Source organism: Arthrobacter sorbitolis (assembly GCF_054510995.1).
Genome location: NZ_JBTNDM010000002.1, coordinates 75,867 through 88,978 on the forward strand (window position 1 = coordinate 75,867; position 13,112 = coordinate 88,978).

Annotated in this window: 14 protein-coding genes and 1 tRNA gene; 3 read left to right on the top strand and 12 right to left on the bottom strand. The window is 71.3% G+C overall.

Features of this window, described 5'->3' with window-relative positions; genetic code table 11:
• The first annotated feature begins 54 nt into the window (after window positions 1-54).
• Window positions 55-555: a DUF456 domain-containing protein gene (locus ACX80K_RS04920; RefSeq protein ID WP_459270757.1), complete on the top strand. Its 501-nt coding sequence runs from the start codon at window positions 55-57 to the stop codon at window positions 553-555.
• A gap of 4 nt (window positions 556-559) precedes the next feature.
• Here ACX80K_RS04920 and ACX80K_RS04925 read toward each other — a convergent pair whose 3' ends face one another.
• From ACX80K_RS04925 to ACX80K_RS04940, 4 genes are all read right to left on the bottom strand, one after another.
• Window positions 560-2,335: a glycoside hydrolase family 15 protein gene (locus ACX80K_RS04925; RefSeq protein WP_459270758.1), complete on the bottom strand. Its 1,776-nt coding sequence runs from the start codon at window positions 2,333-2,335 to the stop codon at window positions 560-562.
• A gap of 27 nt (window positions 2,336-2,362) precedes the next feature.
• Entirely contained in the window at window positions 2,363-2,485 is a 123-nt protein-coding gene (locus ACX80K_RS04930) for a hypothetical protein (protein ID WP_459270759.1), read from the bottom strand.
• A 64-nt stretch (window positions 2,486-2,549) separates the two neighbouring features.
• On the bottom strand, window positions 2,550-4,046 hold the full coding sequence (locus ACX80K_RS04935; RefSeq protein WP_459270760.1) for a S10 family peptidase: 1,497 nt from the start codon (window positions 4,044-4,046) through the stop codon (window positions 2,550-2,552).
• Window positions 4,047-4,082: 36 nt separating this feature from the next.
• Window positions 4,083-5,633, bottom strand: coding sequence for a DHA2 family efflux MFS transporter permease subunit (locus ACX80K_RS04940; protein WP_459270761.1), 1,551 nt, complete (start codon window positions 5,631-5,633; stop codon window positions 4,083-4,085).
• Window positions 5,634-5,745: 112 nt separating this feature from the next.
• Here ACX80K_RS04940 and ACX80K_RS04945 point away from each other — a divergent pair.
• Window positions 5,746-5,818, top strand: a tRNA-Ala gene (locus ACX80K_RS04945).
• 123 nt (window positions 5,819-5,941) lie between these two features.
• Here ACX80K_RS04945 and ACX80K_RS04950 read toward each other — a convergent pair.
• From ACX80K_RS04950 to ACX80K_RS04975, 6 genes are all read right to left on the bottom strand, one after another.
• Window positions 5,942-6,202: a hypothetical protein gene (locus tag ACX80K_RS04950; protein WP_459270762.1), complete on the bottom strand. Its 261-nt coding sequence runs from the start codon at window positions 6,200-6,202 to the stop codon at window positions 5,942-5,944.
• Window positions 6,203-6,288: 86 nt separating this feature from the next.
• A complete protein-coding gene (locus tag ACX80K_RS04955) occupies window positions 6,289-7,620 on the bottom strand; it encodes an alpha-amylase family protein (RefSeq protein ID WP_459270763.1) in 1,332 nt (443 codons plus the stop codon).
• Between the two features lie 73 nt (window positions 7,621-7,693).
• The gene (locus ACX80K_RS04960; RefSeq protein ID WP_459270764.1) at window positions 7,694-8,128 is read right to left on the bottom strand and encodes a type 2 periplasmic-binding domain-containing protein; all 435 of its coding nucleotides are present in this window, start codon (window positions 8,126-8,128) and stop codon (window positions 7,694-7,696) included.
• 117 nt (window positions 8,129-8,245) lie between these two features.
• Entirely contained in the window at window positions 8,246-9,028 is a 783-nt protein-coding gene (locus ACX80K_RS04965; protein WP_459270765.1) for a hypothetical protein, read from the bottom strand.
• Between the two features lie 45 nt (window positions 9,029-9,073).
• Window positions 9,074-9,916 carry a cytochrome c oxidase assembly protein gene (locus ACX80K_RS04970; protein ID WP_459270766.1) on the bottom strand — a complete coding sequence of 281 codons (843 nt, stop codon included), beginning with the start codon at window positions 9,914-9,916 and terminating at the stop codon, window positions 9,074-9,076.
• Window positions 9,917-9,918: 2 nt separating this feature from the next.
• Complete coding sequence (locus ACX80K_RS04975) at window positions 9,919-10,377, bottom strand: DUF2243 domain-containing protein (protein WP_459270767.1); 459 nt, start codon at window positions 10,375-10,377, stop codon at window positions 9,919-9,921.
• A 312-nt stretch (window positions 10,378-10,689) separates the two neighbouring features.
• Here ACX80K_RS04975 and ACX80K_RS04980 point away from each other — a divergent pair, with 312 nt between their 5' ends.
• Window positions 10,690-10,992, top strand: a complete 303-nt coding sequence (locus ACX80K_RS04980; protein ID WP_459270768.1) for a DUF4193 domain-containing protein — start codon at window positions 10,690-10,692, stop codon at window positions 10,990-10,992.
• 73 nt (window positions 10,993-11,065) lie between these two features.
• Here the strand turns inward: ACX80K_RS04980 and ACX80K_RS04985 are convergent, their stop codons facing one another.
• Together ACX80K_RS04985 and ACX80K_RS04990 are read right to left on the bottom strand one after the other, a co-directional pair.
• The gene (locus ACX80K_RS04985; RefSeq protein WP_459270769.1) at window positions 11,066-11,365 is read right to left on the bottom strand and encodes a hypothetical protein; all 300 of its coding nucleotides are present in this window, start codon (window positions 11,363-11,365) and stop codon (window positions 11,066-11,068) included.
• A 246-nt stretch (window positions 11,366-11,611) separates the two neighbouring features.
• Window positions 11,612-12,925, bottom strand: coding sequence for an alpha-hydroxy acid oxidase (locus tag ACX80K_RS04990; RefSeq protein WP_459270770.1), 1,314 nt, complete (start codon window positions 12,923-12,925; stop codon window positions 11,612-11,614).
• Between the last annotated feature and the right edge of the window lie 187 nt (window positions 12,926-13,112).

The window sequence follows — 13,112 nt, forward strand, 5'->3', positions numbered from 1 at the left end:
CGCGCCGGGCGTGCGTCGGGACACGCGTCGCGCGGGGAGTGCAAGACTGGGGCCATGGATCTACAGGTCTTCATGACGGTCGTGTGTGGCGCGCTCATCGCCGTCGGTATCGCAGGAGTGGTGGTCCCGGTGCTGCCCGGGAGCATCCTGATCATCGTGTCGCTGCTCGCCTGGGCGCTCACGGTGTCCAGCACCGAGGGGTGGGTGGTCTTCGCACTCGGCGCCACCCTGGCCAGTGCCGGCCTCGCGGCGGGGCTGGTCCTCACGGGGCGGACGCTGAAGCAGCGGAAGATCCCGGGCAGGTCGGTGACCATCGGTGTGCTCACCGGGATCGTCGGCATGTTCGTGATCCCCGTCGTCGGCCTGTTCGTCGGCTTCGCGCTCGGGCTGTTCGCGAGCGAGTACGCACGGCAGCGCGAGGCCCGCGCGGCGCTGACCTCGAGCCTGCACGCGCTGAAGGCCACGGGCCTCGGCATCCTCGCCGAGCTGGCCCTCGCCTGCCTCGCGGGGACCACCTGGGTCATCGGCGTGTGGGTCTACTTCGCCACGGCCTGAGCCCTCAGGACTTGCCCGCGATCGACAGGGCCGCGACGATCAGCGCCAGGTGGCTCAGCCCCTGCGGGATGTTGCCCATGAACGAGTTGTCCGACGGTTCGATCATCTCCGACATGATGCCGACGTCGTTGGCGAGGGGCAGCAGCTCCTCCATCAGGTCCACGGCCTCGTCGCGGCGGCCCACCGAGACCAGCGCCGAGACCATCCAGTAGGCGCAGGCGAGGAAGGTGGCCTCCTCCTGCTGCATCCCGCTGTACCGGTAGAGCAGGGGGCCGGCGCCGAGCTCCTCCCGCAGGGCGTCGATGGTGGAGGACATGCGGGGGCCGGTGTCGAAACCGCTCACCGCGTGGAGGAGGATCGAGGCATCCAGCTCGGTGGACCCCGGGTACCAGATGTAGCTCTGCCGCTCCTCCGACCAGCCGTGCTCGTGGACCCAGTCACGGATGCGGTCGCGTTCGGCGGCCCACCGCTCCACCGGCCCCTGCAGCTGTCCGCGCTCGGCGAGCAGCAGTGCGCAGCGGAGCGCGTTCCAGCAGCCCAGCTTCGAGGTGATGTAGTGGCGCTCCTCCGGCAGTTCCCACATGCCGGCGTCGCGGCGCTGCCAGATGTCGCAGGTCAGGTCCGCCAGGTCGGCGAGCTGCCGCATGGTCGCCGGATCGAGCACGTGGCCTGCCTGCACGTACTGCCACACGATGTCGAACACGTCGCCGAAGACGCCCAGCTGCAGCTGGCCGGCCGCGGGATTGCCGTCCACCACGGGCCCGGTGTTGCGCCAGCCGGTCAGATCGGGACGCTGCGTGCCCTCCGGGATGCTGCCGTTCAGCCGGGTGAACACCTGCAGGTCCGCGCCCTGCGACCGGAGGTTCTTCAGCATCCACGACACCGCGGCGTGGACCTCCTCCCGGAGCCCCGCGCGCGTCAGCGCGTGCAGCGTGTAGGCGGTGTCCCGGACCCACGCGTAGCGGTAGTCCCAGTTCTTCCCGCCGGCAGCGCTCTCCGGGAGGGAGGTGGTGGCCGCGGCGGCGATCGAGCCGGTGGGGCTGTGGAGGAGGAGCTTCAGCGCCAGGGCGCTGCGGAGCACCGCGTGCCGGTAGTCCCCGTCGTACGCGAAGTCGTCGGACCAGGCCTGCCAGTTGAGGATGGTGCGGTCCACGCCGTCGTCGATGGACTGCGGGTCCTGCAGCGGCAGCGGTTCCCCGTGCGTGGAGATGACCGCCACGAGGTGCCGGCTGCCCGCCGTCGTGGTGAACGCGCCCTCGACGGACTGGCCCTCGGGGGTCTTCAGGCCGTGGTCGATACCGCGGATGCCGAGTCCCACCGCGTCGATGCGGAGGACCGGATCGTCAGGGCCGTTGTCGAGCCAGGGCGAGGCCGACCCGAAGCAGGTGCCCGGCGCGATCGACCATGCCATGGCGACGGAGCCCGAGACACCGTCCACGCGCCGGGCGAGCTCGCCCCAGGGCAGCCTGCCGGCGACGCCCGTGTTCAGGGAGTCGGTGACGCGGACGGTCCCCGCGGCCGTGGTGTAGGTCGTCTCGAGGACGTTCGTCCCGTCCACGTACCGCCGTTCCACGGAGAAGTCGTCCACCGGGGCGAGGGCCATGAAGCCCTCGTCCGCGTCGAGCAGCCGGGCGAAGGCCGGCGTGGAGTCGAGGTCCGGCGTCGGGTACCAGTCGATCGAGCCGTCCAGCGCCACGAGGGCGACGGTCCGCCCGTCGCCGATCGCGGCGTAGGAGCGGATGTCGGCGAAGCCGTCCTCGTCACGGAGCCCGGAGGTCATGGGGCCCCGGTCCCGACGCCGGGGTTCCTACCTGCCGTACTTGCTGTTGTAGCGGGTCTTGTTGGCGCGGGGCGGCTGCCCGGAACGGCGGTTGTTCATGAGGCGGGAGGCGATGACGGGGACCAGTGCCCAGAGGAGCTTCTTCAGCATGATGCGTCCTTACGGTCGGGCCGGCGGCGACGGTCACCGCCGGGCATATTCATCATCCTACTTACTATTCCTGGACGTCTCCGCCTCCGCCCACGAAGGCCTTGAGCGCGCGCAGCTGCGTCCGGCGTGCTACCGGGTTGAGGTACATCATGTGGCCGGCCTCGTGATAGTGGTGCGTGAAGCGGGCACGCGCGGCCTCGTCGAGGTTCAGGTGGGCCCACACGTACTCGGCCGCGAAGTGGGGGGTGGCGCCGTCGTGGTAGCCGTAATCGACGTGCACGCGGAGGCTGGGGTTGTGGACGAGGAGCCGCTCGAGGACACCCGAGACGTCCACGGGTGCGCCCTCGAACGTGCGGTAGCTCCAGGGCTGCACCCGGGCGGTGAGGATCTCGTAGGGCAGGTCGTTCTCGTAGCCGAGTTCGGCGCGGACGTAGTGGTTCATCGCCGCGGAGTACGGCCCCGTGATGGCCCTGATACTCGGATCCTCGGTGGAGTCCGAGGACTGCAGGTTGTCCGGCCGCGCGGTGAAGCGTCCGTCGATCCGCCCGACGGCGAGCCCCTCGGACCGCAGGAGCTCCGCGGCGAACTCATGGTACGCCCACCGGAAATCGGTGCGGCGGATGAAGCCTTCGTCGAGCGTCGTGATGGCGTGCAGTCTCGCGACGACGGCCTCGTGCTCCTCGGGGGTCAGCCGGGTGCCCTGCGTGAGGGCGTAGCCGAAGTCCCGTGCCGAGTACTCCTCCGCCTCGCGGACCACCTCGGCGAGCTCCCGGTCGCCGTGGCGGCCGTGGTAGTGGGCGATCGCCGCGTAGGTCGGCAGGTGGAGGGCGTAGGGGAGGTCGCTGCCGGGGAAGAAGCGGAGGGTGGACATGTTGAGCACCGTGGAGATGAGCCCCAGGCCGTTGACCGCCATGCCGTACGCGTCGAAGAGGCGCCCGGCCACGGCGACGGCGCGGAGGGTCCCGTACGACTCCCCGACGAGGTACTTCGGGGAGAGCCAGCGGTTGTTGCGGGTGGTCCACAGGCGGATGACCTCGGCGACGAGGTCCCTGTCCTGCACGAAGGCGTGGAACTCGTCGGTCTTCTCGCCCTCGACCACGCGGGAGTACCCCGTGCTGACGGGGTCGATCATCACCAGGTCGCTGGATCCGAGCAGGGACTCGGGGTTGTCGACGAGCCCGAACGGGGCGGCGGTCATCGCTCCGACGTCCCCCGAGTCGACGAGGCGGGGGCCGAGGAGCCCCAGGTGCAGCCATACCGAGGCCGAGCCCGGGCCGCCGTTGAAGGCGAAGGTCACGGGTCGTCCCGGGTCGGCGTCCTGCTTGGTGTAGGCGACGATGAAGATCTCGGCCTTCGGCTTGAAGCCGTCCGCCTTGCCGTCCTTGGTCTCCTCGCGCCGGAGCACGAGGCGCCCGGTCGTCGTGGTGTACCGGAGGCCGTCGGGGGAGGTGTGGTCCCGGACGGTGAAGTCGTCCGAGGCGTCCTTCGCGCCGGCCACCCCGGCGTCCTGTCCCGCATCCTGCCCGGCGTCCTCGGGTGTGTCCTTCGTCTCATCAGCCATGGCACGAGACTACCGGTCGTTCACCGAGGCAACGGCCTACGTGTCGGCGGGTGTCGCTTCCCGGCGGTTCGTCGGCGCCGCGCCGACTGCGCCGGCATCCCCGTCCCACACGCGGTTCTGCTGGGGCTTCGCGAAGAACAGGGCCGCGGCGAAGCCGATGATGATCACGACGGCGGGGAGGTAGAGCGACTGGCCCATCGACAGGGCGTACCCCGCCTTCGCCTCGTCCGGCAGGGCTGCCGAGGGGGTGGCGCCCATCCCGCCGCCGCCGAGGTTGGCCATCAGGCGTGACTGCATCACGGCGGCGATGGCGGCGCTCCCGAGCACCGCGCCCATCTGCCGGGTGGTGTTGTAGACGCCGGAGCCGGCGCCCGCGAGGGACGGTGCGAGGTTGCGGGTGGCCGTGAGGGACACCGGCGCCCAGATCCCGGCGCTGGACAGGCCGAGCAGTGAGACCGGCAGCAGCAGGTGCCAGATCGGGACGTCCGGCGTGAGGATCGAGCCCATCCAGAACAGGGAGGCCGACATGCCGGCGAATCCGGCGATGGCGATGTACTTCGGGTTGCTGCGCTGCACGTACTTGCCGACGAAGGGGGCGAGGACGCCCGAGATGACGGCCATGGGGGTCAGCAGGAGCGCGGCCTGCGTGGGCGAGAGTCCGCGGACGGTCTGCGCGTAGAGCATCAGCGGCAGCGTCATGGTGGTGATCGAGAAGCCCATGGCCGTGATCGAGGTGTTGGCCAGGGAGAAGTTGCGGTCGCGGAAGAGCCGGAGCGGGACGAGAGGCTCCCCGCGGTTGACCTTCTGCCACACGACGAAGGCCACGAGCAGCACGATGCCGGTGATGATCAGCGACCAGACGGACAGGGGCCCGGAGATGGTGCCCCAGTCGTAGCTCTCGCCCTCCTGGATGCCGAACACCAGGCAGAAGAGGCCGGCCGCGCTGAGGAACACGCCGAGCATGTCGAAACGGTGCGACGTCGTCGGCAGCGCGGGCACGAGGCGGGCAGCGAGGACGAACCCGACGACGCCGACCGGGACGTTGATGAAGAAGATCCATTCCCATCCGGCGGAGTCGACGAGCACGCCGCCGAGGACCGGGCCGACGAGGGTGGCGATGCCGGCGACCGATCCCCACAGGCCCATCGCGGCGCCGCGGCGCTCGGGCGGGAAGATCCGGGTGATGACGGACATCGTCTGCGGTGTCATGAGCGCGGCGCCCAGGCCCTGCATGACGCGGGCGATGATGAGCGCCTCGACGGTGCCGGAGAGCCCGCACCACGCACTCGAGAGGGTGAAGACCACGAGGCCCGCCAGGTAGACGCGCTTCGGGCCGAATCGGTCGCCGAGCCGTCCCGTCACGAGCAGCGGTACGGCATAGGCCAGCAGGTACGCGCTGGTCACCCAGATGACGCTGTCGATACCGGCGCCGAGGCCCTCCATGATGGCGGGGGTGGCGACCGAGACGATCGTGGAATCGACGAGGATCATGAAGAAGCCGATGACGAGCGACCACAGGGCCGGCCAGGGCCTCACGGCGTCGTTCTGGGGCAGGGCAGGCGCTGCCCCGGAGGGATTGCTGGACATGGGAGAAGACTACGCCCGGCCCCCGACACTCCCCGGCCCGATGCGCGCCGGACGCCGCTTTGGGCTAAGCCGGTCCTGTTCGGTACAGTGTTGGTGTTCGGAAGTGGTATCCGGGGCTTTAGCTCAGTTGGTAGAGCGTTTCGTTCGCAATGAAAAGGTCGGGGGTTCGATTCCCCCAAGCTCCACGGTGGTGAAAAGCGAGGCTCCTGTTCCCGGAAGCCTCGCTTTTCCCGTTCCGGACGCGGCAGGAGGGGTCAGGACCGGTACTGGCCGGGCTGGTGGGCGCCGACCGGGCCGTGCCTCCGGGTCTACTCCTCGGGGGCCTTCCGCACCCAGGGCCGTGCCGCGAGGATGCGCGCGAGCGGGCTGAGCCAGGACATCACCACGAGGAGGGTGAACGTGCTGCTCAGGGAGGAGCCGAGGCTCGTCGCGGGGAACAGCTGATGGACGCCCACGAGGATCGCGGCGACGAGCAGCAGCTTCTTGAGGCCTCCGAGGACATGGGACGGGACGGGCCGTGGCCAGGGCGTGAAGTCGATCGTGCCGGTGTCCTGGTCCTCCGCGCTCATGCCGTCCTCCTCCGCAGTCCGTCGTCCCATTATCCCCTTGGTGCCGCGACTGCGCCCCTGCATCGGGGAGTCCGGACGGGAGACGTTCAGCCGAGGACGGCCCAGCCGCGCGCGGGCAGCCGGATGCGGCCCGCGTCGGCGTCGACGGAGCCCTCGCCCGCGAGGACCGATCCGACGCCCGTGATCCCCGGGACGCCTGCCGTCCCGGCGTCCCCGGAGAGGTTGAGCGCCACGACGAGGGCGTCCGTACCGTCCGTCACACGGTAGGCGAGCACCTCGTTGGACAGGTGCAGCACCTCGGTGGTGGCGCGGTGCAGCCAGGGGTAGCGCCGTCGGACGCCGATGAGCTGCTGGTGCACCTCGTAGACCGGCCGTCCGACGCCGGAGAGCTCCCCGGGCCCGGCCGGGAAGAGCGGCCGCACGTCGTCGTCGCCGCCGGCCCGGTCCTCCTTGAGGCCGCGGTAGCCCTGCTCGTCCCCGTAGTAGACGGACGGGGTGCCTCCGGTGGTGAACAGGACGACGACGGCGTGCGCCAGGAGGCCGGGGTCGGCCAGCCGGCTCGCGATCCGCGTGACGTCGTGGTTCCCGACGAAGGTGAGCGGCGCGAACGATCCGAGCAGTGCGTTGTGCCGTTCGAGAGCGGCCGCGAGTTCGAAGAAGTTGGCGTCGTTGAGCGAGCTCCAGACCGCCTTCCACAGCTCGTACTGCGTGGCGGAATCGAGCCCGCCGGCCTGCACCTCCGCGGCGTAGTCGCCGTGGATGTATTCGCCCACGAAGTAGGCGTCGGGATGCGAGGAGCGCACCCGCGCCGTCACGGCGGCCCAGAACGACGACGGGACGGCGTAGGCGGCATCCAGCCGCCACCCGTCGGCGCCCCGGCCGAGCCAGTACTCCATCACGTCGACGACGAAGTCGGCGACGGCGGGCTCGTCGTGGTCGAGCGCGACGAGGTGGGCATGGCCTTCGAAGTCGCGATATGCGGGTTCGGTGCCGGCACCGGCACCCTCGGGCCAGTCGAGGGAGAACCAGGAGGCCTTCGCTGCGCCCGGGCCGTGCGCCAGGACGTCCTGGAACGGGGCGAACGAGCGCCCGGCATGGTTGAAGACGCCGTCGAGCAGCACCCGCAACCCACGCCGGTGCGCCTCGGCGACGAGCGTGTCGAAATCCTCGAGCGTCCCGAGGCGGGGGTCTATCCGGAAATAGTCGGTGGTGTCGTAGCCGTGGGTCTCCGACGCGAACACGGGCCCGAGAGCCAGCCCCGACGCTCCGAGGTCCACCGCGTAATCGAGCCACGGCACCAGCCCCAGCAGCCGGTGGGCGGCCGCGGGGTCCGGGGTGGCGGCCTTCTCCGCGCCGGTGAAGCCCAGGGGATACACCTGCCACCAGATGGCGTGTTCCACCCAGCCGGGTTCGTCCATGGTGCTGCCCTTTTCCTCGATGGACCCTTCGCGGCCCGCATCCCGGCCCGACCCGGGAGGGGCGGCGCGGCTCCTAGCCTACGTCGACGAGCAGGTGGCCGCCGGACGCGAGCTGCTGCACGTCGGCCGGTTCGAGCTGGGCCGCTTCGGCGATGTCGGTGATCGCCGCCCCGGCGTCGGCGGCCCGCAGGACCGCGGACTCGAGCTCGCCCGTCAGCCGATCGAGCTGCCACTGGACGGACTCGAGGTCCGCGGCGGCCGCGGCGACCCTGTGCAGGGCGGGGGCGAGGGGGAGAGCGAGTTCCTTCGGCTCCGCAGGGGAGAGCTGGAAGCCGCACGAGCAGGCCCAGACGAGTTCGACGTCGGATCCGGCAGGTGGCTGGGCCACCAGGCCGTAGGACGACCCCCGGTAGGAGGTCTCGCGCAGGATCATGGGTTCGCCGCAGTGGAGGGGTGCTCCGAGGGCCACGTCTCCGGCGCCGACAACAACACTCGTGGTCTGTGTCATGGCTCTCTCACCTTCCGATCAGGAACAGGTACCTCATGCAACTAGTTCGATGAATTAGTTATATGTGGAGTGAGCTACCTCTGTCCACTTCCGCGGGGGTGGCGGAGGCGGGCCGGATCAGCCCTTCGTCGCAGCGGCGAGCGTGCTGTCGACGAGCTGCTGGAGCTCCTCCTGCGTGCCCTCCGGCAGCGCGTCGCGAGCCGTTCGGACGGCCGTCACGGCCAGGTCGCCGCGGGTCCCGACGACGGTCATGGTCTCCTGTTCGGCGCCGTCCGACGACGTCTGCGTGGTCACGGTGCCGAACGTGGTCTCGGCCTCCGTCGCGGCCTCCACCGCCTGCACGGTCTGGTCGATCGCGACCCCCTGGGCGTCGAGGCTGAACGACGCGCAGGGTCCGAGGGCTGCCGAGGCGGCGTCCGTGCGGGTCCGGGCGTCGGAGGCCTCCGCCGAGGAGGACGCCGAGACGATCGTCTGGACGGCGTCGCCGTCGACGCTGGAGACCGCGGTCGAGTAGCTTGCCCCCTCGGGTGCCTCCAGGCTGTCGGAGACGAAGATCCTGCATTCCTCGGGCGTGATGGTGACGTTCTCGAGGAACTGTCGTGCCTGGGCCATGCTCCGGTCGATCTGGTCCGCCGGGAGGACCTGCAGGGGTGCGCCCCCGGCCTCGGTCAGGGTGCCGAGGATCGCCGCGAGCTCCGCGGAGGAGTAGACGCCGCCGTCCGCGGGTGCAGGACCGGAGGTGCCGTCGCCCGACGCGGGTCCGGAGGCCGGCGCCGTCGTCCCGCCGGTGTCGGGCGAGGCCCCCGAGGGCTCGGGGGCGGGCGCCGAACATGCGGCCAGGCCGAGCCCGGCGAGCAGTGCGGCGAGCGCGAGTCCGGCAGAGGTCGTGGTGCGTGGCATGGTGTTCCTTCGATGGGCGCCGGGCCCGCGCCCGCTCCCGCAAGGCTACACAGGGCGGCCCTCTCCGGAGGACGGGGCCGGCCGCCGCAGGCGCCGCCCGCCCTCCCGGTAGGCCTGGGCGCAGAACGCCCAGAGCAGCAGCACGTGGACGGCGTCCCCGCCGTAGTACATCAGCTGGGCCGCCTGTTCCGTGTCGGCGGGCCAGGGGCCCCGGTCCGCGACGGCGTACAGGTGTTTCGCCACCACCGCGTGCACGGCGATCGCCCCTGCGATCACGGCACCCCTCAGCCGGATCCCCGCCCTGTGCGGATTCGGGTCGACCCCGACGACGGCATAGGCGAAGAGCGTTCCGGCCGCGACGAAATGGACGTGCAGCAGGGGACCGGCCACGGGGGAATGGAGCAGGGCGAGGGTCGCAGGATCCCAGTAGAGGATGGACGTCGGGACGGTGACGACCAGGGCGGCGACCACCGGGTGGGCGGCCAGGCGGAAGGGCGCGGACCTCGCGAGGCCCGTGTAGCCGCGTCCGACCGGCGCCGGTACGGCCCGGAGGAGGGCTGTCGCGGGAGCGCCGAGGACGAGCAGCAGCGGCACCAGCATCCCGAGGACGAGGTGGACCGCCATGTGCGCGGTGAGGCCGGCGGCCGCCACCCCGGCGGCGGGGCCTCCGGTGGCCACGAGTCCCAGTCCGCACCCCGCCAGCCAGGCTGCGGTCCGCCGGGGCGGCCAGCCGGTCCGTCCGCGCAGGGCGGCCGCGCGACCGGCGAGCAGGTAGGCGGCGGCGAGTCCGAGCCAGACGAGCACGACGGCGGTGTCCGCTGCGAACGCGCCGAGGCTCTCAGCACCGACGCCACCCGGCCCACCCGGATGATGCGGGTCCTCGGCCATCGTCAGCCGTCCGGGGCGCCGGCACCCCGCCGTCCGGCGCGCCGGACGGCGAGGAGCAGGAGCAGCCCCGCCACGAGGAACGCCAGGGCGGCGCCGTTCCAGGCCAGGTCGTAGGGCACGAGATCGACGCCGTAGCGGATCTCGTGCAGGTCGAGGAGCTTGTGCTGCACGAGGCCGTCGAACAACTGGAAGGCGCCGATACCCATCAGGATCCCCGCCAGCCACCGCCGCGTCGACAAGGCACCGCGCCGCCGCAGGTCCGCGAAGAGGAAGAGCGAGGCGACGGTGGCGAACCAGCTGAACGCATGGAAGACGCCGTCCGACACGAGCCCCGCGGCCTGCGTGGAGCGGTCGTAGAAGTGGTGCCAGTGCAGGAGCTGGTGGAAGACGGCCTCGTCGACGAAGGCGATGATGCCGCACCCGAAGAGGGCGCCCACCAGCACGTTGCGCCGCCGGAGCACGGCACCGCCGTCCTGCCCGGCAGGGCTCGGTGGTCTGGTGGAGGAAGTGATGGGGTGCCCCGTCGTCGGAGGTCGGATGCCCCCAGCCTGACAGCGCAGCGCCCCGAGCGTCCACCCCTTTCTCCCCGGGCGGGCGTGCCCGGACGGCCGCGGGAACCGCACGCCGCCGGGCGGGACCGCACCACCCGGGGGTATGACGAGCATCACGGCAGGGAGGCCGGTAACCGGCGATCGCGCCGGATTCTCCCACTAGACTCGGATGCTGCACGAGCCCCAGCGGCACCTAAAACCCCCACGAAGAACGGCATCGGCATGGCAACGGACTACGACGCACCGCGCAACAACGACGAGGACAAAGAGGCGGAGTCCCTCAAGGCGCTCCAGGCGAACCGTGGCAGCAAGGCCCAGTCGGCGTCGGTCGACATCGAGGACGGCGACACCGCGGAGGGCATCGACCTGCCGGGCGCCGATCTCTCGGGCGAGGAGCTCCTCATCCAGGTGATCCCGCCGCAGGAGGACGAGTTCACCTGCGCCTCCTGCTTCCTCGTCCGGCACCGCAGCCAGATCGCGCTCGAGAAGGACGGCCGGCAATACTGCACGGACTGCGAGGGCTGACGGCACCCCGGCCCAGGGTGCAGGAACGGCGCTCCCCAGGGGCGCCGTCCGTGTCTGCTGCCGATCTCGGGCGTCAGGAGGCCTTCTCGCCGTACCACCAGTGGGCGGGCTCGAGCGGTTGCTGGGCGTTCAGGGGCACGACGACGGCGTGGCGGCGCGGGTGGGTCAGGACCATGCGGACCGCCGCGAGCAGCGCCGCGGGGATCGATACCAGGACGACGACGGCGAGCGCGTACATCGCGAGGACGGCGTGCACCGGTGAATGGTGCAGGGCGGCGATCGACGCGGCGCTCCCGAGCCATAACCACAGCCAGAACAGCGCGATCACGTAGAGCAGTGATCGCGCACGCCGATAACGCAACGGATAGTGCATCCGCTCACGCTCCATATTCGTCTCCCCAGACTCATTCGGGCCCGCCCCCAGGCGGCACCACTGGATGAATGATAGCGCTCTGACGAGGCATTTCGTAGGTCCGGGGCAGGAAGCGGGGCCGGTGTCCGCCGCGAGCCGACACGCCGGGCGGATCGTGCCCGGGGATCGGCGCGCCGGAACGTCGGGAACGGTCGGTCCGACAGGGGTCCTGCGGTCGCCCCCGGTACGCCGGGTCGGACCGCTGCCTCAGCGGCTCGGCGCTCCCGCAGGGAGGCCGGTGCCTGCCGTCGCGACGGAGCTCCGGGTGCCGGTCGCACCGCCGAGGAGGCGGACGTGGTCGGGGGTGAGGTCGCTGATCCGGTTCACGCCGAGGAGTTGCAGGGTGCGTGCGGTCTGGGTGCCGAGGATCTCGATGCCGCGGTCCACTCCCCGGCGGCCGCCGGCCATGAGCCCGTACAGGTAGGCGCGGCCGATCAGGGTGAAGTCGGCGCCGAGCGCCAGGGCCGCGACGACGTCGCCGCCGCTCATGATGCCCGTGTCGAGGATGATGTCCGCCTTGCCCTTGAGTTCCGCGGCGACGCGCGGCAGGAGGTGCAGGGGGATGGGGGCCCGGTCGAGTTGCCGACCGCCGTGGTTGGACAGGACGATGCCGTCGGCTCCGTGGTCCACGGCCTTCTTCGCGTCGTCGAGCGTCTGGATGCCCTTGACCACGAGGTTGCCCTTCCAGGCGCCCCGCAGCCAGTCGAGGTCGTCGAAGGTGAGGGTCGGGTCGAACATCGAGTCGACGAGGTCCGCGACGGTGCCGGAGTAGCGCGAGAGGGAGGCGAACGAGAGCGGCTCGTGCGTGAGGAAGTTGAACCACCAGGCGGGCCGGTACGAGGCGTCGACGACGGTCCTGAGGGTCAGGGCGGGAGGGATGGTCATGCCGTTGCGGACGTCCCGGAGGCGGGCCCCGGCGACGGCGGTGTCCACGGTGACCATGAGGGTGTCGTTCCCGGCGGCGGCTGCCCGGCTGATGAGCTCCATGGAGCGGTCCCGGTCCGTCCAGAGGTACAGCTGGAACCAGTTGCGGCCGTCCGGCGCCGCCTGCGCCACGTCCTCGATGGACGCGGTGCCCATCGTGGAGAGGGTGTACGGGATGCCCGCAGCCGCGGCTGCCTGCGAGCCGGCGTACTCGCCCTCGGACTGCATCATGCGGGTGAAACCGGTCGGCGCGATCCCGAACGGCAGGGCCGACTCCTTGCCGAGGATCCGCGTCGCGGTGCTGACGGTCCGGACGTCGCGCAGGATCCCGGGCCGGAACTCGAGGTCGAGGAAGGCGTCCCGTGCGCGGCCGAGCGAGATCTCCGCCTCGGCGGCGCCGTCCGTGTAGTCGAAGGGTGCCCGGGGCGTCCGCCGTTTCGCCAGGTCGCGGAGGTCCCAGATGGTGTTGGCCCGGTGGAGCCGTGCGGCGGCGCCGAACTCCGGCTTCCTGAACTGCATGAGCGGGGCGAGGTCCGCGGCCTTCGGGATCCGGCGGCGGAGCGCCGGGGGGAGAGGGGCGCTGGAGGGTTCCTGCATGGTGTGCCTTCGCTCGTCGTCGGCCGGGTGGGCGGGGAAGCTCTCGGACGCCCGGGGTCTGACTCCAGATCCTACGACCTGCCGGGCCGGGATGCGCGGCCACGGAAGGGCGGGGATGCGCCGCCGCAGGGGCGGCTCCTACCGCGGTTCTGGGTCCCTGCCAACGGGTGCGGAGCTCGGCGAGCCG